A 20,147-nucleotide genomic window follows, 5' to 3' on the forward strand; every position below is an offset into this window, starting at 1 on the left:
ACTTATTGCCCGGATCGTTCGTCGAGGATGGACAGCGCGTCCTGCAGTCTGAGCGCCGCCAGCGCTTCCGTTGCCTCGTCCGGAGACCATCCTGCTTCGAGCGCTGCAGAAAGAACCAGCGATTCCGTTTGAAGTTCGAGCTTCTCATAAAGCGGCTCGATGGCTTCGCGTGCGGTGACAACGTGCTGATCGGGCGGAGTGATGGGCGTCGCGGCAACCGTAGGCATGATGCTCCTCCTTTTAAACGCTAAGGTTCGAAACCCAATTGCAGGCATGCTTGTTCCGTTCACAATCGCATTTAGCCTCGGCATCTCTGGGCTCCCAGCGAAAATCTCCGCTGGATGTGAACGAACGGACAGGCTACCGCACAATTGCCGAAAGCGGAAGCGACTTGCGGTAATCACCGTTGCCGCAGAAGCGCGCCTAACGAGGACCGTCGCCACATCTGCCGAAATTTCCTCCATTTCAGAAGCGCTCTGATGACGAGGGCCGACGGTATCTTCTCGTGGTCGCCGACGGTCCCCTGCTTGGCGACCGGTGCGTTTGCGTAGAGGAGAAACGCGATCAGCGTGGCTGGATCCTTGGCCTCGAGGTCGAGGCGGGCATCCGACAGATGCAGTCCCTGCTCGCCGTCCACGAAGGTCTGACCGTCAACGGTGATCGAGCCATGGAAGACATAGAAGTAGAGATCCCTGCCCTGCTTGCGCGGGAATTCCGACCGCGCACCCGCTTCCAGCCGGATGTCGAAGATGTCGACAGCGCTGCGGACATAAAACGGCGCGCCCTCCCCTTCCGGGCCGACCAGGTGTCGCCAGACATTCGCCGCGACCGTGGGGATCGGGCCGTATTGAATTTTGGGCTGCAGATCGACCGCACGCGGACGAATGAGGATCTGCACCATTCGCAGCGGCGGATCGGTCACCAGCGTCTCCTCGGAGTGCCAGAAGCCTTTCCCGGCATTCATCACCATCAGATGATGGCGGTCGATCAGCAGCCAGCCTGTGGCTCGGTTCTGGTGACGCATCACGCCATCAGGCACCCAGGAGACGATCTCGTCGTTTCTGTGCTCGTGCATCGCGATCAGCCGGCCAGGGTCGAGAATGGATTCGACGACCATGGCGAGAGGGCCATGGCCGTGGTCCGTCGGCTTCGGCTTCAACCATCCCGGCATATTGATGTGCGCGACAAAACCGCCAGCATCCCGCACCAGGAATGTCCGTTCGCCTTTGAGCAGCATCGCGTCCTCCATGCCTGTCAGGCTATGACGACACGTCTTGCTGAGGATGCCGATGAATGGCCTTAGTGGCAATTTGAAAAACATCCGCCGCAATCGATTCGCATACGGGATCTCCAATGACCATCGACGCCGCACGAAATCCGCATCCGATCTACTTTGCCGGCGCTTTTGCCACGGGTGGGCTCCTGACGTTCATGGTGCATCTCAATGGCGAGCTGGCACGGTACGGAAATCCGCTTTTTTCTTCCTGGACCGCTCACGGCACCGGCATCATCGCCGCCGTCATTCTTCTCCTGCTGGTTCACCGGCGGCGAATGCCAAGGCAGGAAAAGATCTTGAAGGCGCCCTTATGGGCCTATTTCGGCGGCATTTCCGGCGCGGCAACGGTCATGCTGACCTCGACCGCGGTCAACTCACCGCTCGGGCTCTCCGGCACCTTGGCTCTCGGCCTGGCAGGCCAGGTCGTCTTCAGCGTCGCGGCCGACAGCTGGGGGCTGTTCGGCCTGCAAAAGCGGCATCCCGATACCCGCGACATCGTTGCGCTCGGCCTGGTCGTTGCGGGAGCGGCGCTGATCATCCTGTTCGGGCGAGGCGCGGCATGACGCTCTTCATTCTCCTCGCTTGCCTCGGCGGCGTGCTCGTCGGCCTCAGCCGTCAGCTTAATGGGCGGCTGAGCATCTCGACGACGCCGCTGATCGCATCCTTCTGGAATCACGCGATAGGCTTTGCCGTCCTCACCTGCCTCGGTGTCGTCGTCGGCGGCCTGCTTCCTGCGGGGGCTGCCGAGGCGCCCTGGTATGCCTATCTCGGCGGTCCGCTCGGCGTTGTCTTCGTGGCGGCCGGCAGTTGGGCGATTGCGCGGATCGGCGCAGTCAACTCGGCTCTGCTGATCATCGGCGGGCAGATGGTCACGGGGGTGGCGTTTGATTATCTCAGCGCCGTGCCGGCCTCCTTCTGGGCGAATGCCGGCGGGATTGTTCTCATCATAGGCGGAATGATGGTCAGTCGGGGACGGCGCAGGGCCGGCGCTCCGAAATAACCCCGGCGGCGGGAACGCCTCCCCGCCGCCGGATCACCAAGCCGCTGCATTCTCAAGCGAGGTATTTGGTAAACCAGTCGACCGTCCGCTGCCAGGCCAGCTTGGCCGCCGCCTCGTCGTAGCGCGGCGTGGTATCATTGTGGAAGCCGTGATTGACGTCGGGGTAGATATAGGCCTCATAGGTTTTTCCCGCGGCTTTCAGCGCCGCTTCATAGGCCGGCCAGCCTTCGTTGACGCCCGTGTCCAGCCCGGCATAGTGGAGCAGCAGCGGCGCCTTGATCTTCGGCACGTCTTCGGCGCGCGGCTGCCGGCCGTAGAACGGCACGGCTGCGGCCAGTTCGGGATAGGCGACCGCCGCGGCATTGGCCACGCCGCCGCCGTAGCAGAAGCCTGTTATGCCGACCTTGCCGGTGGTGAGGTCACCCTTCATCAGGAACTCGACGGCCGCGAAGAAGTCGTTCATCAACTTTTCCGGATCGACTTTCTGCTGGAGCTCCCGCCCCTTTTCGTCATTGCCGGGATAACCGCCGACCGAAGTGAGGCCGTCGGGCGCCAGCGCGATGAAGCCGGCCTTCGCCACGCGCCGCGCCACATCCTCGATATAGGGGTTGAGGCCCCGGTTCTCGTGCACGACCACCACGGCGGCGACCTTGCCGGTGGCGTTTTTGGGGCGGACGAGATAGCCGCGCACATCGCCATTTCCTTTCGGCGAGGGGTAGGTGATGTATTCGGCGGCGATATCCGGATCGGTGGCCTCGACCTGGGTCGCCAACGCATAATTCGGGCTCAGCGACGCCAGGATGGCGGCCGCAGTCACGCCGCCGACGGCGAATTTGCCGGCGCGGTCGAGAAACTCGCGCTTGGTGATCCTCCCATGCGCGTAGTAATCATAGAGTTCGAGCAGTTCCTGTGGGAAATCCTTGGCTGTCATGCGGGTCATGATGGCTCCTCCTGGCCTCCGGTTCCCATCCATCCTACACAGGCCAGCGTGCTCGACTTTTCAACATTTCGCGAGTTCTGCGTGAGCTTGCCGGCGAAATTGGCGTCAGTTGCAACCATTCGGCGCTTCCGCATCCGGTCGTCGACCGCATGAAAATCGAAAGCCGCCTGCCGGTTTATGAAAATTAATTTCATGGCCGTGGCGTGAGGCCCGTTTTCTATTGACGCCCTCCAATTTTTGTCTCAACTTAAAGAAAATAAATTACTTAGTTGGGAACTTGATCGGCATGAAAGTGGGCATCATCGGGCTCGGATTCCGGCTCGGCTACCTCGGCTACGTCTTCAAGGCGATCGATAGCAGCTTCGACATCGTCGGCTACGTGGATCCGCATCCCGCCGGCCTTCCCGGCTTGACGGAAAAGGGTATTTCCGCCGGCAAGGCCTATGGTACGCCGGAAGAGCTGCTCGCCTCGGAAAAGCTCGATCTGCTGATGATCGGTTCCCCCAATCACCTGCATCTCGACCACATCCGGCTCGGGCTCCAGTCCGGCCTCAAGGTGTTCTGCGAAAAGCCGATCGTCACGACCATCGCCGAGAGCATCGAGCTTGCCCATCTCCTGGCGAAGTTCGGCCACGAGCGGCTGATGGTCGGTCTCGTGCTGCGTTATTCGCCTCTTTATAAGGATCTGCGCGCCATCCAGGCCGAGGGCAAGCTCGGCCAGATCGTGTCGATCGAGGCTTCCGAACATATCGAGCCCTATCACGGCGCCTTCTTCATGCGCGACTGGCGCCGCTATGAGCGCTATTCCGGCAGCTTCATGCTGGAGAAATGCTGCCACGACCTCGACCTTTACAATGGTGTCGTCGGTGCGCGGCCGGAGCGCGTCGCCAGTTTCGGCGGCCGCAAGAGCTTCATTCCGGCCAACGATCCGACGCGCGAGGGCATCAACGACCTCGAGCTTTTCCATCGCAAGCCGAGTGGCTGGATGGGGTCGGACAAGGTGTTCGACAGCGATGCCGATATCATCGACTATCAGGTGGCGATCGTCGAATATGCCAATGGCGTCGGCATGAACTTCCATACCAATCTGAACGTACCCGACCAGTTCCGCCGCTTCGCCATCATGGGCTCGCGCGGCATGGCCGAAGGCGATTTCGTTCGCGGCTATCTCAACGTGCACGAACAGCTGACCGGCAACAAGGTGGTCGCAAACACTTATGCTGCAACCGAACTGTCCCAGCATTACGGCGCCGACGAACAGATGGCGAGCGACCTCCTGGAAAGCGTGCGCACCGGCCTCGAGCTTCCGGTTTCGACGCTGAACGCGCTCGAGGCCGGCATCCTGGCCCTTGCCATGGACGAAGCGAGGATGAAGAAATCGGTCGTCGACCTGCGTCCCGTGTGGGACCGCTTCGACGAGGCCCTTCACGCCAGAGCGGCTTGAGGAAGGCGGCAAGATGAGTGTTCAAAGAAGCGCCTTCATCTTCGCCTGGATCCTTCTTCTTCCGGCCGTTCTTTATGTCCTCGCCATCGTCGCCTATCCCCTCGTCGATACCTTCATTCTCTCCTTCACCGATGCGTCGCTGAAGAAGACCACCAATTGGGTCGGCTGGGTCAACTACGAGAAGATCTTCAACGCCACATTTGCGGAGGTCATTCTCCGAACCTTCGTCTGGACCTTCTTCTCCGTCGCGCTGAAAATGGTGATTGGCACATTCGGCGCCTGCATGCTGAATGCCGCCGTGCCGGGCCGCTCGCTGTTCCGGCTTTTGACCATGCCGCCATGGATCGTGCCGATGGCGATCGGCATCTTCATGTGGGGCTGGATGTATAATGGCCAGTTCGGGATGATCTCGGGCCTGTTGCAGCGCTTCGGCCTCGTCGACGGCCCGGTCGCCTTCCTCGCCTATGGCAGCACCGCCTTCTGGGCGACGATCGTCACCGACGTGTGGATCGGCGTGCCGCTGGTGACGATCTATTTCCTGGCGGCGATCCAGTCCATTCCGAAGGATCTCTATGAAGCCGCCTGGACCGATGGCGCCGGCCGCTGGTACCGCTTTCGCCGCATCACCCTGCCGCTGATGGTGCCGGCGATTATCACCATGTCGATGCTGTCGCTGATCGCCACCTTCAACTCGTTCGACATCATCTGGATCCTGACGCAGGGCGGTCCGAGCGGCGAGACGACGACGATGATCATCGACACCTATCAGACCGCGATCGGCTCGAAGAAATACGGCGAAGGGGCGGCGCGCGCCGTCCTGATCTGCATCTTCCTGTCGCTCTTCTGCTTTGCCTATTTCCGTGTCACCCGCCGACTCAACCCGGAGAAGCGCGCATGAGCAGTGCCGCCATGATCGACCGTTACCGCTGGTGGGAAATCATCCTGATCTATTGCGGCATCGCGGTGTTCCTGTTCTTCGTGCTGGCGCCCTTCGTCGAGGGCTTCCTCGTATCGCTGAAGCCGCTTGCCCAGCTTTTCTCCTCGCCCTATCGCTTCTGGCCGGAGAACGGCTCGTTCGAAGCCTACCGGACGATGTGGATCAGCGTGCCGGGTTTCGGGCGCTATATCTTCAACTCCTTCTTCATTTCGATCATCGTCACGCTGATCGTGCTCTGCCTCGTCATTCCGGCGGCCTATGCCTTCGCCAAGTTCGAATTCAAGGGCATGGGCATCCTGCTCGGCGCCTTCCTGACGGTGAACATGTTCTCCGGCGCCGTGCTGCTCATCCCACTCTTCCGGCTGATGCGCAGCATGGGCGTGCTCAACACCTATCTCGCCATGATCGTGCCTGGCGTCGCCTTCCTGATCCCCTCGGCGATCTGGCTGCTACGCACCTATATGATCCGCATTCCCCAGGAACTCAACGAAGCTGCCTTCATGGATGGCGCCACCCACTTCTACACGCTGCGCCGCGTCATCCTGCCCATCGCGATGCCGGGGATCATCGTCGTCGCCATCACCACCTTCATCGGCGCCTACGCCCAGCAATTCATCTTCGCGCTGACGTTCAACTCGAAGAGCGAATACATGCCCTTGCCGGTGGGGCTCTTTGCTTACTTCGGCAAGCAGGAGGTCATCTGGAACGAACTGATGGCGGCTTCCTTCGTCGGCATCGCGCCGGCGATGGTCGTCATCTTCTTCCTTCAGCGTTACCTCGTCGGCGGTCTGACCGTCGGTGCGGTGAAACAATAAGAGCAATAATCAGTGAACAGCTAACAACCACATTGGGAGTCACAACGTGAGCATAGCAATCAAGACAGGCCTTATGGCGCTCGCCCTGCTCGGTTCGACGGCATTGACCGCGGTCACTGCCCATGCGGCCGATAAGGAAATCAGCTGGATCTATTGCGGCGACACGATCGATCCGGTCCACACCAAATACATCAAGCAGTGGGAAGAAAAGAACGCGGGCTGGAAGGTCACGCCTGAAGTCGTCGGCTGGGCGCAGTGCCAGGACAAGGCAACGACGCTCGCCGCCGCCGGCACGCCTGTTGCCATGGCCTATGTCGGCTCGCGTACGCTGAAGGAATTCGCCCAGAACGACCTCATCGTTCCGGTGCCGATGACCGACGACGAAAAGAAGGCTTATTATCCGCACATCGTCGACACGGTGACCTTCGAAGGCAACCAGTGGGGCGTTCCGATCGCCTTCTCCACCAAGGCGCTCTACTGGAACAAGGATCTCTTCAAGCAGGCCGGCCTCGATCCCGAGAAGCCGCCGAAGACTTGGGCCGAAGAAATCGAGATGGCCAAGACCATCAAGGAAAAGACCGGCATTCCGGGCTTCGGTCTCTCCGCCAAGACCTTCGACAACACCATGCACCAGTTCATGCATTGGGTTTACACCAACAACGGCGCGGTGACGGATGCCGAAGGCAAGATCACGCTCGACAGCCCGCAGATTCTCGCCGCGCTGAAGGCCTACAAGGATATCGTCCCCTACTCCGAGGAAGGCCCGACGGCCTATGAGCAGAACGAAGTCCGCGCCATCTTCCTCGACGGCAAGGTTGCGATGATCCAGGCAGGATCCGGCGCTGCCTCCCGCCTGAAGGAAACGAAGATCAACTGGGGCATCACGACGCTGCCGCTCGGTCCCGACGCCAAGGGCCCCGGCACGCTGCTGATCACCGACAGCCTGGCGATCTTCAAGGGCTCCGGCGTCGAAGACAAGGCGACGGAATTCGCCAAGTTCATCACCTCGCCGGATGTGCAATCGGAGTACGAGCTGCAGGGCGGCGCCGGCCTCACCCCGCTGCGGCCCTCGAAGAAGGTTGACGAGTTCGTCGCCAAGGATCCCTATTGGAAGCCCTTGATCGAAGGCATCGACTATGGTGGTCCGGAACCGCTCTTCACCGACTACAAGGGCTTCCAGAACTCGATGATCGAGATGATCCAGTCGGTCGTCACAGGCAAGGCCGAACCGGAGGCCGCGCTGAAGAAGGCGGCTGGCGAAATCGAAGCCTTCAAGTAAGCTTGCTTCGCGCCTTGGGATCGTGGAGGCAACAATCCGCGATCCCTCCCCTGCAGCGTCACGCGTCTTATCGGATGCGTAACGCTGCAGCACCTTGCCTGTGCAGTAATGATGATCGAACGTGCGACAAAGACCGCCCGCGGAGACAGATTTTTGGGACAGCTTCTTCTCAACAAAGTTCAGAAGTTCTACGGCGATTATGAAGTGCTGAAGGGCGTGCAGCTCGAGGTGAGGAATGGCGAGTTCGTCGTCTTCGTCGGCCCCTCCGGCTGCGGCAAGTCCACGCTGCTGCGGATGATCGCCGGTCTCGACGCGACGACGGCAGGCGACATCATCATCGACGGCGTCAGGGTCAACGACCTGCCGCCCGTCAAGCGCGGCATCGCCATGGTGTTCCAGTCCTACGCGCTCTATCCGCATATGACTGTCTTCGAGAACATCGCCTTCCCGCTGCGCGTCGAGAAGATGGATGAGGCAAAACTCAAGGCCAAGGTCGAAAACGCCGCCCGCATCCTGCACCTCGACCAGCGGCTGCAGCAAAAGCCCGGCATGCTGTCCGGCGGCCAGCGCCAGCGCGTGGCGATCGGCCGCGCCATCGTGCGCGAACCGAAGATCTTCCTGTTCGACGAGCCGCTGTCCAACCTCGACGCGGCGCTGCGCGCCGACATGCGCATCGAACTTGCCAAGCTGCACCGGGCGTTGAAGGCGACGATGATCTATGTGACGCACGACCAGGTCGAGGCCATGACCATGGCCGACCGCATCGTCGTGCTCGACGCCGGCAACATCTCCCAGACCGGCGCGCCGCTGGAGCTCTATCACAAGCCCGCCAACCAGTTCGTCGCCGGCTTCATCGGCAATCCGAAGATGAATTTCCTGCCGGTGTCCTGCAAGGGTGTCAGCGCCAACGGCGTCGAAGTGGATTACAAGGGGCAGACGGCCGTTCTGCCGGTGACGCCGCGCGACGGCATGGTCGGCAAGACCCTGACGCTCGGGATCCGGCCGGAGCACATCCAGCTCAACGGCGGTGACATCGTCTTTACCGTGACGCCGACGGTCATCGAACGCCTCGGCGCCAATACTGTCGCTTACGCCTCGCTCAACGGCGAGGCGGAAAATTTCTGCGCCATGCTGCCCGGCAGCGTCGGCATTCGTCCCGACGCACCTGTTTCGACCGGCATCAACGCCGCCGATTGCCATCTCTTCGACGAGGCGGGGATTGCGTTTGAGCGGCGGGTGGAATTGACGGAAATCGATATGAACGTGATTAATCCGACGGCGGCTTGAGCTGATCCAATACCTCGACAGTGAAGCATGCACGTTCCAGCGCCAATCCCGACGACCGACGGCCAGCTGTTCGCGAGCGGTCTGGGGTGATGAAATACATGGAGGGCGGACCGCCCGAGACAGGGTCCGACTGGCGTCGCATGGCCTGCACGCTCCGCGAGCTGCATCGGTTGACACAGGGCAGCGGCCGCCTAGGGAGAAATCACAACAAGAGCCGTCGAGATTGCCTCGCCTTCCCGGCGGTAACTGTGCGGAACGCTTGAGTCAAAATACATAGCGTCGCCCGCATCCAGCGCTGTCTCCTTGCCGTCCACAATGACGAAAAGCCGACCGCTGAGCACGTAAATGAACTCGGCGCTGCCATGTTGATGCGGCTCCGAGGGCGGCGAATCGAGCGGGAACTCGGCGTAATACGCCTCCATACGGCGGTCGGAAGCGGGATAATCGAGGCTTTCGAAGAGGAAGGCTGGGTTCTTTTCGCCCGGCGGGCTTGGAAGTTTGAGACGCTCGTGCTTTCGGACGACCGCGATGAGCGGCTCCTCCTTGTCGGATTTGAAAAAGTGATCGAGGCCGACCCCGAAAACCATCGCGATCCGAAGCAGCGTGGGCAGCGTCGGAAACATCTGCCCGCGCTCGATCTTCGAAAGCATCGCAGGCGAGAGCCCTGTATGCCCCGCCAGCTGCACCAGCCCCAGCTTCTTTCTCAGTCGCAGTGTCTTGATACGCGGGCCGATCGCGTAGCGCTGAAGCTCATTGGACAGCGTGTCGGAGAGCACTCGTAAACTCCTTTTCGTTACGGGAAACTATCATAACGGTAATTTTCATTACAATATAATTCTGTTTCCGCTCACGAAAATTTGAGTGGCAATAAAATCTGTGTTCTCCAAATGAAAGATGCGAGGTGCAACGCGCACCTGTCATCGAGAGGAGAATGACATGAAGTTGAGAAGCCTTTTAGTCGCTGCAGCAATCACGCTCGGCAGCAGTTTCAGCGGGGTCGCCGCGGAGAAGGATGTCGTCGAAACTGCCGCGGAGGCGGGTAAATTCAAGACGCTGGCGACCGCGCTCGAAGCGGCAGGCCTGGTCGCCACTCTCAAGGGAACGGGTCCGTTCACGGTCTTTGCTCCGACCGATGAAGCCTTCGCCAATTTGCCGGCCGGTACCGTCGAAAACCTTCTGAAGCCAGAAAACAAGCAAAAGCTCACCGCGATCCTCACCTACCATGTGGTCGCGGGCAAGATGATGGCTAAGGACGTGGCGGGTATCGATGAGGCGAAGTCGGTCAATGGCAAAATGATCGACGTCAACGTCGAGGGCTCCACCGTCAAGGTCAACGACGCCGCCGTCACCGCCGCCGACATTGCTGCCTCCAATGGTGTCATCCATGTCATCGACAAGGTGATCGTGCCGCCGGAAGGCTGACCCTCGTCCCCTCAACTGGAGAAGAACCATGAAGTTCATCAACATACTAACGCTCATCCTCGTCATCGTAGGCGGCCTGAACTGGGGGCTGGTCGGGCTATTCGGCTTTGACCTCGTGGCCGCCATTTTCGGGGCCGGCTCGGTTATCGCCCGGATCGTTTACGTCCTGGTGGGGCTGTCAGCCGCCTGGCAGGTCATCCCGCTGTTTTCTGCAATGGGTTCCGGCGAGTTCGCTGCTCGCCAAAACCAATAGGGCCTTTGGAGGGACCCGCTTGCCGCGTCGGCGGCTCCCTCCACCTTTTGTCGGATGGACATGCATTCCCTTCTTGTGATGGTCGCCTTTCAGGCCGTGAGCTTTGCTGCGGCGGCCACCGGCGTGATTTTTCGGCCAGGCGACTGGTACAAGCAGCTCGACAAGCCAGGATGGCGCCCGCCCGATTGGCTGTTCGCCCCGGTCTGGACGGTACTCTATGCCTCGATCGGACTGTCGGGCTGGCTCCTGTGGCTGGAGGCAGGCATTGCCGGTGCAGCATTCCCGCTCAGTGTCTATGCAGTCCAGCTTCTGCTCAATGCTGCGTGGTCGCCGATCTTTTTTGCCCTTCACCGACCCGGGCTGGCCGCGGTGGAGATCATGCTCCTTTGGAATGCGATCCTGGCGACGATCATCCTGTTCTATCCCGCGAATTCGGCTGCTGCCCTGCTCCTTGTTCCTTACCTCACGTGGGTGAGTTTCGCGGCGGCACTCAACGTGTCCATCTGGCGGCTTAACCGCCCGAAACCGCTGTCGGAGGGCGCCCGATGAAACCCCAGTGGATCGTCGTGAATGATGGGATGCAGCAAGGCTACCGATACGCTCTCGCTGCACCAAGTGGCCGCAACTTTCATCCCGACTTCCGGCCAGAGCTGACCCCCGCCGAGATGCTTGCGCTCGGCGTGTTCGGCGGCAAATACATGACCGATTGTCGTAACGAATTCCCGGCAAGCTGGTTTGCAGAGGCCCGTCTATCGCCGCTGCGAAAGGATCCGTCACTGAATTGCTTCGGTGTCGACGCCAGCCAACCCCTTAGCGTCTGGCGAGCCAAGGGATGGATATATCCCGACGATCCGCGTGGCTGGTTCCAGTGGTACTGCCGCTATTATCAAGGTCGCCGCATGCCCGGCGAGGACGAGCGACAGATCGCCCGCTGGAAAGCCATTCGCCGCCATGTCGCTCAGCTTCGCCGAGCCTGCGAGCCTGGAGATTGTTGGTGCCGGCCGCGCCAGCGCCAGGCTCTGCTGCATTGGGCATATGACAGCCGATCGATCTAACGGCCGCTGCTGCGCCGATGTGCGCATCGAGCTTGCCAAGCTGCACAGGGCTTTGAAGGTGATGATGATCTACCTGACGCACGACCAGGTCGAAGCCATGACAATGGCTGACCGCATCGTCGTGCTCGACGCCGGCAATATCTCGCAGACCGGCGCTCCGCTCGAGCTCTATCACAAGCCGGCGAACCAGTTCCTCGCCGGCTTCATCGGCAACCCGAAGATGAATTTCCTCCCCGCGACCTGCATGGCGTCAGCGCCGCCGGCGTCGAAGTGGATTACAAGGGGCAGACGGCCGTTCTGCCGGTGACGCTGCGCGACGGCATGGCCGGCAAGACCCTGACGATCGGCATCCGCCCGGAGCATATCCAGCTCAACGGCGGCGATATCGTGTTCACCGTGACCCCGAGGGTCATCGAGCGCCTTGGCGCCAATAGGGCCGCTTACGCCTCGCTCAATGGCGAGGGAGAGAATTTCTGCGCCATGCTGCCTGACAGCGTCGGCATCCGCCCCGACGCACCTGTTTCGACCGGCACAATGCCGCTGACTGCCATCTCTTCGACGAGGCCGGCATTGCCTTCGAGCGGCGTGTAACCGCAGGAATTTTTCGTCATCGCCTTCCTCAATTCGCCCTCAACCGGAAACGCCCCTACCAGACAAGACCGCGAGCCGCGACCTCTTCGACGCGGGTCACCACGCCAGCCCGATGAAACACCATCGTATCGAACAGGTTGGACACCACGCAGGTGTGGTTCGGGATGATGAAGAGCTTTTCGCCGATCTGCGGCCGGGGGCCGGTGCAGTTCGACAGATCGATTACGCCGTGTTCTTCCGAGAGGCTGGTGATGCGTGCCTGGGGATAACCGACGATCAGGCCGTAATCGCTGAAGCCCTGAAGATCCGATGTCAGCGCCTTTGAGCCGGCATCGATGACGGCGCGGTCGGCGTTCGGGCGTGACACGACCGTTGCCAGCACATGCATGGCGCAATCGTCCTCGGTGCAATGGCCCATGCGCACCATCTGGCGGTCGTTGTAGATATAGGTGCCGGCGCGGTGTTCGGTGGCCGATGCGACGAGATGCGCCTCGAACAGGCTTGGCGTTCCGCCATTGCTGACGATCGGGCAGGTTATGCCTTCGGATTGCAGGCGGCTCACTGTTTCGGCGATGAAGGCTTCCACGGCGGCGGCCGATTGCGGCTTCGGATAGGTGACGATGCCGCCGAAGGTGAGGCCCTCGGCTGCGGCTATGCGCTTGGCGAGCGAGGCTGCTTCCTCCGGCGTCTGCACGCCGCAGCGGCCGGCGCCGGTGTCGCACTCTACAAGCACCGTCAGCGGCTTATGTCCGGAAAAATGTGCGGCGAGCCCGTCGACCGTCACTTCGCTGTCGGCGACGACTTTCAGGGCTGGAATGCGCTCGTTCAGCCTGGCCAGGCGCTCGAGCTTCTGCTGGCCGAGGATGTTGAAGGTGATGAGGATGTCGCCGAAGCCGGCTTCGGCAAAGACCTCGGCTTCCGTCACCTTCTGGCAATTGATGCCCTTGGCGCCGGCGGCAACCTGCGCGACGGCGAGCGCCGGAATCTTGTGCGTCTTGATATGCGGGCGGAAGTTCAGGCCGTGCTCGTCCATATAGGATTGAACGCGGGCGATGTTTGCAGCCAGCCGGTCTTCGTCGATAATAGGGCGCGGCGTCGAGAGATCGGCGATCCTCTCCCCTGCCTTGGCGACGACGGCGAAGCTGTTGTCATGCATCTAGGCGGCTCCGCGTTGTAGCCCGTGTGGATCGGCCACGATCGGCCAGATGGTCTTCGGCGCTCGCCGGTACGGCGTCGTCGCAGGATTATTGGGATAAGGCGTTCCGGCGGAGCAGTAAAGGATTTCCGCGGCGATCCTCGAGAAGGACGCGAAGAAGTGGTTGGTGGATTTGATCACCAGGATCTTCTGCTTCGTCGGATCGATGCCCATCACCGAAAACAGGCTCGGATCGAAGCTCTGGGCGCGCGTCGAATTCAGGATGATGTCGATGCCGTTAAGCACGATATGGGCGGCATCGCCGAAGGGCACCAGGCTCTCGCCGAACCGCATCTCGGCATTCCTGACCAGCTTGACGATCTTGACGGTGCCGTCGATCGGGTTGCCGGTGCCGGGCGCCGACTTGGCGCCGAAGCGCAGCGGAATTTCCGCGCCCTCGCCTGCCGCAAAGCAAATCTGGACGGCCATCGGATCCCAGATGGTGCCGACCGCCGCACTCGTGACGCCGCGGGCCATCAGTTCTGCGAGAATAACAGTCGCATCCCCTGCCGTGCCGCCACCCGGATTGTCCCAGACATCGGCGATGACGACGGGCCATGCGGTTGCGGCGATTGCGCGCGCGACGGCTTGCCTCTCGTCGATTTGCGGCACCATGAAGGTGCCGCGCTTGGAAAACAGTTCGAGGCCGAGTTCGCGCGCCAGCGCCGCGCCCTTTTCCGGTCTGTTGTCGGTCACGACAAGCAGCTTCGTTCCCATTTCGGGAACGTCGCCGACCATGAAGCCGTGGACCACCGAAATCGACAGGATCTCGGGGTCGTCCTTTTCGATCTGCATGATCTTGTCGACGAAGGAGCGCATGGGTTCGCGCGAGGTCGGGAAGACATCGATCATCCGGCAGTCGAACACCGACATGACCGGCTTCACCCGGCCTTCCAATGTGTCGACGGTGATGCGCCAGAGGTCCTCGGCGCGGTCGACGAAGTCGGTATGCGGAAATTCCTTGAAATAGACGGCGAAATCGAGTGCGGCGACGCGTTTTGCCGTGAGATGGCTGTGTGGATCGAGTTCGGCTGAGATGAGCACGTCAGGTCCGACGATCTCGCGCATGCGCTGGAGAAGATCGCCTTCGGAATCCTCATATCCCGCCGCCACCATGGCGCCATGCAGGCCCATGACGACGGCATCGACAGGCATTGCCGCCCGGAGTTGGCCAAGGATTTCGTCGCGCAGTTCCTCATAGGTGGCCCGGTTGACGAGGCCGGCGGGGTCGGCCCAGGTGGCGGTTCCCTCGATCAGCTCCCATCCCTTCTCTTTGGCGACGCGCCTGCCGACGGTGATCGGCGCGGTGCAGAGCGTCGGCGTTTCGGGATGCTGGCCGGGCGGGGCATAGAGTGAGGCTTCGAAGGCGCGGCGATCCACGCAGATCGGGGAGAAGGTGTTGGTCTCGGTCGCCAGTGCTGCCGTGAAAATGCGCAAGAAAGTGGCCTTCTTCTTATCGGCTCCGCTTCAACCCATCGGGTTCGGCAGGTAGCCGGTGAAACCTGAGATCTTCCAGCGTCCCTCGTGCAGCCTGCAATAATAGAGTGTCTGCCATTGCAGGACATCGCGGGTGCCGTCGGCCTTGGTAATGCCGCCGTCGAATTTCTTGCGAACCAGCGCCGTGTCGCCTTCGATCTCGATATCTTCGAGCGTCGTCGTGGTGAAGATCGCTGTGCGCGCATCTTCAGCGAAGCTCTGTTTGGCGAAATCCTCCGCCTGCCTCAGCCACTCGTCGCGATAGGCTTTGAGCGTCGGGAAAGCGAGCCGCCATTTGTCGGGGTTTGTCTCCTTGCGGCCATCGATGCCGATGAAGCCATCTTCCACGAAGTCATGCTCCACCATCGACCAATCAGCGGCCAGAAAGGCATCGATATCGCGGGGAACGAGCATCTCCCAGATCGCGTGGCGGGCGCTATCGGATGGGAAAGGATTCTGGAATGGATCGCGCATGGCTGCCCCGGATTGAAATTCTTTTCATAAAACGCGTTTTTCACTGGTCAAATTCTGCTTTCTATGGTCACTTGTCAACTTATCAAGAAAATAATTTGCAAGGACTTTGAATGCCAATCAAGCGCTATGGCACTGTTCAAACCGGCGCCGGCGGCAAGGCGCTGCCTTTCGCGCGCGCCGTCGAAGCTGACGGATGGCTCTATGTTTCCGGGCAGGTTGCGATGGAAGATGGCGAGATCATCGACGGCAACATCATCGCCCAGACCCACAAGACGATCGCCAATGTTCTGGATATCCTCGAGGAAGCCGGTTACGGCGTCGAGGATGTCGTGCGCGTCGGCGTCTGGCTCGATGATCCCCGCGACTTCTGGACCTTCAACAAGATCTACCAGGAATATTTCGGCGAGCATCCGCCGGCGCGCGCCTGTGTGCAATCGTCGATGATGGTCGATTGCAAGGTTGAGATCGATTGCGTGGCCTATAAGAAGAAGGGCGCGTAGCGAACAATCGGAGGGAGGCGGTTTGGATATCTTTTCGACATTGCAGGAAGATAAGAGCCGGCTTTCTCCTTCGGAAAACCGCATCGCGGAGATCATCGTCAACGATTTCGAGTTTGCGGTGAATGCCTCGATCATCGAGCTCGCCGAACGCGCGGAGGTCTCGCCGCCGACTGTCACCCGCTTCTGCCGGCGGCTCGGCTGCGAGAGCTTTTCCGATTTCAAGGTGCAGCTCGCCCGCACCGCCCATATCGGCGTGCGCTATCTGAAGCCGGAATCGAAAAGCACCGATCCGGCCGATGTCGCCCAGGATATCATCACCAAGGCGCAGAACGCGCTCTTCCTCCTGCACCGCTCGCTCGATCTCGCGGCAATCGAAGCGGCCGTTTCGTTCATCGCCAAGGCCGATATGATCTATGCCTTCGGCTCGGGCGGCAATTCGTCGATGATCGCCGACGAGCTGCAGAACCGCCTCTTCCGTCTCGGGCTTCGCATCACCGCCAGTTCCGACCACAGCATGCAGCTGATGATGGCGGCCGCGGCCAAACCGGGCGACGTGCTGATCGGCTCGTCCTTCTCCGGGCGCAATATGGAGCTGGTGCGGGCCTTCGAGCTTGCCCGCGACACCAAGGTGAAGACGATCGCTTTGACCCAGACGGAGAGCCCGGTTGCCAAGGCCGCCGAAATCGTCGTGCCGATCGATCTTCCCGAGGGCAACAATATCTATCGCCCGACTTCGACGCGCATCGCCTACATCGCCATGGTCGATATTCTGGCGAGCCTGGTTGCCTACGCCGTTCAGCCGAAAGCGACGGTGACCCTGCGGCGCATCAAACAGCAGCTCGTCCTTCACCGGGACGGCGACGACCGGCAATTGCTTGGAGACTGAAGCATATGAACGGGAGCGACAATCAATGACTCAATCGATCGCCATCGTGACGGGCGCTGCAGGCGACATCGGCGCGGCGATTGCCGCGCGTCTCGCCGAGGACCATGATGTCGTTCTGCTTGCCGATATCGATGCGGCTGCTGCCGCCGCCGCGGCTTCGAAACTCGGGCCGGCGGAGCGTTTCGTCGCCGTCTGCTGCGATGTGACCAGCGAGGCGAGCATTGCGGAAATGGCAGAACGCGCTGCCGGCAGCGGCGTCGTCAGAACCCTCGTCAACAATGCCGGGGCCGCCCGCGCCACCAGCCTGCACGAGACGACGCCCGAGATCTGGCGGGCCGACAATGCGCTCAATCTCGAAGCGGCATTCTTATGTTTCCGCGCCTTCGAACCGATGCTGAAGACCTCCAAGGGTTCGGTCGTCAACATCGCCTCGGTCAACGGCCTGCATGTCTTCGGCCATCCGGCCTATAGCGCCGCCAAGGCAGGCCTCTTGCATTTCACCCGGCTGGTCGCCGTCGAATATGGCAAGTTCGGCATCCGCTCCAATGCGGTGGCGCCCGGCACGGTGAAGACGCAGGCCTGGGAAGCGCGCGCCGCCGCCAACCCGAACGTGTTCGAGGAGGCGCGCCGCTGGTACCCTCTGCAGCGCGTCGTCGATCCCAAGGACGTCGCCAATGCCGTGGCCTTCCTTGCCAGCCCATTGGCCGCGGCCATTACGGGCGTCTGCCTGCCCGTCGATTGCGGCCTGACGGCCGGCCAGGCCGAGCTGGCGCGAACCTTCTCGCAATCAGAACATTACTGACCGAGATAGATGCGCCGCCTCTTTCCCGACGTCTTCCGCAATCCGGCAATCCGCGCCAGCATGATCGCCATATTCACTTTCGGAATGGCGGGGGCGATGACCGCGCCCTATCGCTCGATCGTCGGCATCCGCGAGTTGGGGCTGAGCGACGGTCTCTATTCCATCCTGGCCTTTGCTTCGGCGGCGGTGAACGTGGTCGTCAGCGTTCTGCTCGGCAATCTCGCCGACCGGCTGGGCGAGTACCGTTCGGCGATGATCGGCGCCTGCATTTTCGGCATCGTCGGCTACGGCGTGGTCTATGCCTTTCCGAGCGCGGCCGTCTTCGTCGGCAGCGCGCTGCTGCCACTTCCGATCTACGGCGCGCTGAATTCACTGCTTTTCGCCAATGCGCGGGCGGCGATGCAGGGCATGAACCGGGAGGACATGGTGACGGCGAACTCGGGCGTGCGCGCCATGATCTCGCTATCCTGGGTGCTGATCCCCGGCATGACTGGCCTTCTGCTTTCGGGCGCATCGAGCATGCTGCCGGCCTATCTCTTTGCCGCCCTCTCCTGTCTCTTATGCCAGGGCATCATCCTCTTCGCCCTGCCGAAGCGCGCGGCAACGGAGATCGACACCATCGACCATCTTTCCCATCTCGGCGCCCTGCGGCAGGTGATTTCGCCGGGGATTTCGGCGCACATCATCGGGGTGGCGCTGATCACCAGCACGCTGCATCTCAACGATGCGCTGCTGCCGTTGATCGCTACCGGCGCGGCGCATGGTGCACTCAGCGATGTCGGCATTCTGGTCGGGATCGTCGCCTTGCTCGAGATCGTCTTCATCATCGTCTGGTCGCGGATAGCGCGGCAGGCCGGTCAGATGACCGCGCTTGCCGCCGGCACGATCGTCTATGCCGTCTTCCTCGGCCTTCTCGGCTTTGCCTCCGCGCCGTGGCATCTCTACGCGCTCACCTTGCTCGCCGGTATCGGCGCGGCGGCGATCATCAGCATCCCGATCACCTATCTGCAGGATCTCATCGCCGACCGGCCGGGGCTCGGCAGTGCACTAATCTCCGTCAACGTCTTTGCGAGTGCGGGCATCGGGGCGCTGGTCTTTGCCGCCGGCACCTATGTGACCGGATACTCCGGGACCGCCATGCTGAGCGCCGTCACCGGATTGTCGGGGATTACGATCCTCGGCCTGCTGCAGCGACGAAATGCCGTTGCGCCTGTCGACGCCGAGCTTCGATAAATCAGGCGAAGAATCCCGCTTTCATCGCCATCCGTCTTGTGACAAGGGTGATGCTTCACTTGCTTCGAAGGCGACATGAAGGCGATCTCCGGCACGAATCTCGAGCAGGCCAAGTCTCACAACCGGCGCGTGGTGATCGAGGCTGTGCGCACCCACGGTCCGCTGTCGCGGGCGGCGATTGCCCGGATGACGGCGCTGACGCCGCAGACCGTCTCCAATATCGTCGAGGAGCTGGAGAGCTCGCAGCTTCTCGTTGCGGCCGAGGCTCAGAAGCTGGCGCGAGGCCAGCCGATCATTCCCTACAGCATCAATCCGCATGGTGCCTATTCGATCGGCCTGGAGCTTGGCCGTCGACGCGCCAGCGGTGTGCTGACGGACCTCTCGGGCGCCGTCTGCGCCCGCATCGAGCACCAGGTCGAACAGGCCGATCCGCAACAGGCCATGCCGGCGCTGCAAACAATCGTCGAGGATCTTCAAGAGGCTTTCGTCTTCGATCGAAACAGGCTGCTCGGCGTCGGCATCGCCCTGCCCGGCCGCTACGCCGATGGCGGCACCACGTCTCTCAGCCCGCACAGCCTGCCGGGCTGGCAGGATTTCCCGGTCGGGCATGCACTGGAACAACGGGTCGGAGTGCCGGTCCTCGTCGAGAACGACGCGACGGCGGCCGCAATCGGCGAGCGTCTTCACGGTGTCGCCCGCGGCCTCGGCAGTTTCGTCTATCTGTTTCTGGCCGGCGGCGGCGGCATCGGCGCCGGAATGTTTCTCGACGGCCACCTCTACAAGGGCAGCCGCAACAATGCCGGCGAGATCGGTCATATCATCGTCGAGCCGCATGGCAGGCTCTGCAGCTGCGGCAAGCGCGGCTGCCTGGATCGCTATCTCTCGCCCTCGGTCGCCTACGAATTCATGGGCATCGCCAATGCCGGGGAGCTTTCCCCCGACGATCTCGATGCGCTGATCGCCGAGGGACGTGAAGGCCTGGATGCGTGGCTCGATCAGGCCGTCGAGCCGCTGCGCCAGACCGTCGATTTTCTGGAGCTCGCCTTCGATCCGCAGACCATCGTGCTTGGCGGCAGCATCCCGACGTCACTGATGCGCCGGCTGGCCGAACGGCTGGAGCCGCTGCATGATCCGCTCGATCCCGGCCGGAAGCGGACGCTGCTCCGCATCATGATCGGCATGACCGGCAAGGATACGGCGATCCTCGGCGCAGCCGCCCTGCCGATCTTTTCCGAAACCAATCCGCGCTTCGACGTCCTGCAAAAGCCGGTCGGCTGACGCC

The 20,147-nt window shown here is 61.6% G+C and carries 23 protein-coding genes and 2 pseudogenes; 18 read left to right on the forward strand and 7 right to left on the reverse strand.

Features of this window, described 5'->3' with window-relative positions:
* Positions 1–2: 2 nt before the first annotated feature.
* Positions 3–227 carry a hypothetical protein gene (locus NL154_RS27330; protein WP_064695708.1) on the reverse strand — a complete coding sequence of 75 codons (225 nt, stop codon included), beginning with the start codon at positions 225–227 and terminating at the stop codon, positions 3–5.
* Positions 228–400: 173 nt separating this feature from the next.
* The gene (locus NL154_RS27335; RefSeq protein WP_434734423.1) at positions 401–1,237 is read right to left on the reverse strand and encodes a pirin family protein; all 837 of its coding nucleotides are present in this window, start codon (positions 1,235–1,237) and stop codon (positions 401–403) included.
* Positions 1,238–1,353: 116 nt separating this feature from the next.
* Between NL154_RS27335 and NL154_RS27340 the strand changes: the two genes are divergently transcribed.
* On the forward strand, positions 1,354–1,839 hold the full coding sequence (locus NL154_RS27340) for a DMT family transporter (RefSeq protein WP_210632387.1): 486 nt from the start codon (positions 1,354–1,356) through the stop codon (positions 1,837–1,839).
* The gene (locus tag NL154_RS27345; RefSeq protein WP_210632388.1) at positions 1,836–2,276 is read left to right on the forward strand and encodes a DMT family transporter; all 441 of its coding nucleotides are present in this window, start codon (positions 1,836–1,838) and stop codon (positions 2,274–2,276) included. The genes NL154_RS27340 and NL154_RS27345 overlap by 4 nt, the downstream gene beginning before the upstream one ends.
* Positions 2,277–2,328: 52 nt before the next feature.
* Here NL154_RS27345 and yghX read toward each other — a convergent pair whose 3' ends face one another.
* A complete protein-coding gene (yghX, locus tag NL154_RS27350) occupies positions 2,329–3,216 on the reverse strand; it encodes a YghX family hydrolase (protein WP_210632389.1) in 888 nt (295 codons plus the stop codon).
* Between the two features lie 286 nt (positions 3,217–3,502).
* Here yghX and NL154_RS27355 point away from each other — a divergent pair, with 286 nt between their 5' ends.
* From NL154_RS27355 to NL154_RS27380, 6 genes and pseudogenes are all read left to right on the forward strand, one after another.
* Positions 3,503–4,660: a Gfo/Idh/MocA family protein gene (locus NL154_RS27355; RefSeq protein WP_434734424.1), complete on the forward strand. Its 1,158-nt coding sequence runs from the start codon at positions 3,503–3,505 to the stop codon at positions 4,658–4,660.
* A gap of 13 nt (positions 4,661–4,673) precedes the next feature.
* The gene (locus tag NL154_RS27360) at positions 4,674–5,558 is read left to right on the forward strand and encodes a carbohydrate ABC transporter permease (protein ID WP_097601388.1); all 885 of its coding nucleotides are present in this window, start codon (positions 4,674–4,676) and stop codon (positions 5,556–5,558) included.
* Complete coding sequence (locus NL154_RS27365) at positions 5,555–6,412, forward strand: carbohydrate ABC transporter permease (RefSeq protein WP_434734425.1); 858 nt, start codon at positions 5,555–5,557, stop codon at positions 6,410–6,412. The genes NL154_RS27360 and NL154_RS27365 overlap by 4 nt, the downstream gene beginning before the upstream one ends.
* Before the next feature lie 73 nt (positions 6,413–6,485).
* The gene (locus NL154_RS27370; protein WP_221145228.1) at positions 6,486–7,691 is read left to right on the forward strand and encodes an ABC transporter substrate-binding protein; all 1,206 of its coding nucleotides are present in this window, start codon (positions 6,486–6,488) and stop codon (positions 7,689–7,691) included.
* Between the two features lie 153 nt (positions 7,692–7,844).
* Positions 7,845–8,978 (forward strand): ABC transporter ATP-binding protein, encoded by a 1,134-nt coding sequence (locus tag NL154_RS27375; protein ID WP_210632391.1) that lies wholly within the window; start codon positions 7,845–7,847, stop codon positions 8,976–8,978.
* Positions 8,977–9,160 (forward strand): annotated as a pseudogene (locus NL154_RS27380) (aminoglycoside phosphotransferase); the annotation flags it as partial. The gene NL154_RS27375 and the pseudogene NL154_RS27380, both read left to right, overlap by 2 nt.
* A 9-nt stretch (positions 9,161–9,169) precedes the next feature.
* On the opposite strand, the gene NL154_RS27385 reads toward NL154_RS27380, so the two are convergent.
* The gene (locus NL154_RS27385) at positions 9,170–9,754 is read right to left on the reverse strand and encodes a helix-turn-helix domain-containing protein (RefSeq protein ID WP_221153387.1); all 585 of its coding nucleotides are present in this window, start codon (positions 9,752–9,754) and stop codon (positions 9,170–9,172) included.
* Positions 9,755–9,914: 160 nt separating this feature from the next.
* Here NL154_RS27385 and NL154_RS27390 point away from each other — a divergent pair, with 160 nt between their 5' ends.
* The 5 genes and pseudogenes from NL154_RS27390 to NL154_RS27410 form a co-directional block, all read left to right on the forward strand.
* Entirely contained in the window at positions 9,915–10,400 is a 486-nt protein-coding gene (locus NL154_RS27390) for a fasciclin domain-containing protein (protein WP_434734426.1), read from the forward strand.
* Between the two features lie 28 nt (positions 10,401–10,428).
* Positions 10,429–10,653, forward strand: coding sequence for a DUF378 domain-containing protein (locus NL154_RS27395; protein WP_210632394.1), 225 nt, complete (start codon positions 10,429–10,431; stop codon positions 10,651–10,653).
* 60 nt (positions 10,654–10,713) lie between these two features.
* Positions 10,714–11,202, forward strand: a complete 489-nt coding sequence (locus tag NL154_RS27400; protein ID WP_434734427.1) for a TspO/MBR family protein — start codon at positions 10,714–10,716, stop codon at positions 11,200–11,202.
* Positions 11,199–11,708, forward strand: a complete 510-nt coding sequence (locus NL154_RS27405; RefSeq protein ID WP_210632396.1) for a hypothetical protein — start codon at positions 11,199–11,201, stop codon at positions 11,706–11,708. Before NL154_RS27400 ends, NL154_RS27405 begins: the two co-directional genes overlap by 4 nt.
* A gap of 13 nt (positions 11,709–11,721) precedes the next feature.
* Positions 11,722–12,298: pseudogene (locus NL154_RS27410) on the forward strand (TOBE domain-containing protein); the annotation flags it as partial.
* A 56-nt stretch (positions 12,299–12,354) separates the two neighbouring features.
* On the opposite strand, the gene NL154_RS27415 reads toward NL154_RS27410, so the two are convergent.
* Genes NL154_RS27415 through NL154_RS27425 form a run of 3 tightly spaced genes read right to left on the reverse strand, consistent with a single transcriptional unit; the run spans position 12,355 to position 15,444 of the window.
* On the reverse strand, positions 12,355–13,455 hold the full coding sequence (locus NL154_RS27415) for a D-TA family PLP-dependent enzyme (protein ID WP_434734428.1): 1,101 nt from the start codon (positions 13,453–13,455) through the stop codon (positions 12,355–12,357).
* A complete protein-coding gene (locus NL154_RS27420) occupies positions 13,456–14,931 on the reverse strand; it encodes a M81 family metallopeptidase (RefSeq protein ID WP_434734429.1) in 1,476 nt (491 codons plus the stop codon).
* Between the two features lie 30 nt (positions 14,932–14,961).
* Complete coding sequence (locus NL154_RS27425; protein ID WP_210632399.1) at positions 14,962–15,444, reverse strand: hypothetical protein; 483 nt, start codon at positions 15,442–15,444, stop codon at positions 14,962–14,964.
* A 110-nt stretch (positions 15,445–15,554) separates the two neighbouring features.
* On the opposite strand from NL154_RS27425, the gene NL154_RS27430 reads away from it, so the two are divergent.
* From NL154_RS27430 to NL154_RS27450, 5 genes are all read left to right on the forward strand, one after another.
* Positions 15,555–15,944, forward strand: a complete 390-nt coding sequence (locus NL154_RS27430; RefSeq protein WP_071091593.1) for a RidA family protein — start codon at positions 15,555–15,557, stop codon at positions 15,942–15,944.
* A gap of 22 nt (positions 15,945–15,966) precedes the next feature.
* Entirely contained in the window at positions 15,967–16,830 is an 864-nt protein-coding gene (locus tag NL154_RS27435) for a MurR/RpiR family transcriptional regulator (protein WP_221145168.1), read from the forward strand.
* 25 nt (positions 16,831–16,855) lie between these two features.
* Positions 16,856–17,632: an SDR family oxidoreductase gene (locus NL154_RS27440; protein ID WP_434734430.1), complete on the forward strand. Its 777-nt coding sequence runs from the start codon at positions 16,856–16,858 to the stop codon at positions 17,630–17,632.
* A 9-nt stretch (positions 17,633–17,641) separates the two neighbouring features.
* The gene (locus NL154_RS27445) at positions 17,642–18,865 is read left to right on the forward strand and encodes an MFS transporter (protein ID WP_221145170.1); all 1,224 of its coding nucleotides are present in this window, start codon (positions 17,642–17,644) and stop codon (positions 18,863–18,865) included.
* A 75-nt stretch (positions 18,866–18,940) separates the two neighbouring features.
* Positions 18,941–20,143, forward strand: a complete 1,203-nt coding sequence (locus NL154_RS27450) for an ROK family transcriptional regulator (protein WP_210632403.1) — start codon at positions 18,941–18,943, stop codon at positions 20,141–20,143.
* Positions 20,144–20,147 lie beyond the last annotated feature (4 nt).

The organism is Rhizobium sp. YTUHZ044 (assembly GCF_051123975.1).
Taxonomy (GTDB): domain Bacteria; phylum Pseudomonadota; class Alphaproteobacteria; order Rhizobiales; family Rhizobiaceae; genus Rhizobium.